The sequence below is a fragment of the Sphingobacterium bovisgrunnientis genome (assembly GCF_009829085.1).
GTDB classification, from domain to species: Bacteria; Bacteroidota; Bacteroidia; order Sphingobacteriales; family Sphingobacteriaceae; genus Sphingobacterium; species Sphingobacterium bovisgrunnientis.
This window is the reverse complement of the sequence record NZ_WUQY01000166.1, coordinates 1-406: the sequence shown is the minus strand read 5'-3', so window position 1 is coordinate 406 and position 406 is coordinate 1. Positions and strand designations below refer to the sequence as shown.

Here is a 406-nt window from a genome sequence, read left to right as displayed (position 1 = left end):
AACACAAACTCGCTTGTATTCTGCCAGTAAAGATGGGTATCCCAGTTGTTTAAGATAGTCGTTGGAAAGGGTTGTTGACAGTATCCAGCTTTTAGCTGTGTGCCAGTAACTTTTCCTTATGTTGGCCCATTCATACGCCTTGTATTTACTTACACCTAATTGTACCAAGTTCCTAATTTTAGACTTGCTGTGTTTCCATTGTTTCCATTTGACCATACGTAACCTACGACGATACCACATATCCAGATGCCCCAGTTTCGTCCCCATGTTCGCTAGTTTAAAGTAGTGCATCCAGCCTGTGAGGTATTCCCTCAAGTAGAGAATTCGCTTGGAGTTGCTACCTTTGAGTGGAGACAGATTTAAAAAATAAAGAATTAAATTTGTTAACATATGGCACGAGTATTTG

General features: G+C 40.1%; 1 protein-coding gene. It reads right to left on the bottom strand.

All coding sequences use genetic code 11. The features are described 5' to 3' along the window. Positions 1-390: group II intron maturase-specific domain-containing protein (locus tag GOQ16_RS17350; RefSeq protein WP_317163832.1), on the bottom strand; the 390-nt coding region annotated here is incomplete at its 3' end. Positions 391-406: the final 16 nt, after the last annotated feature.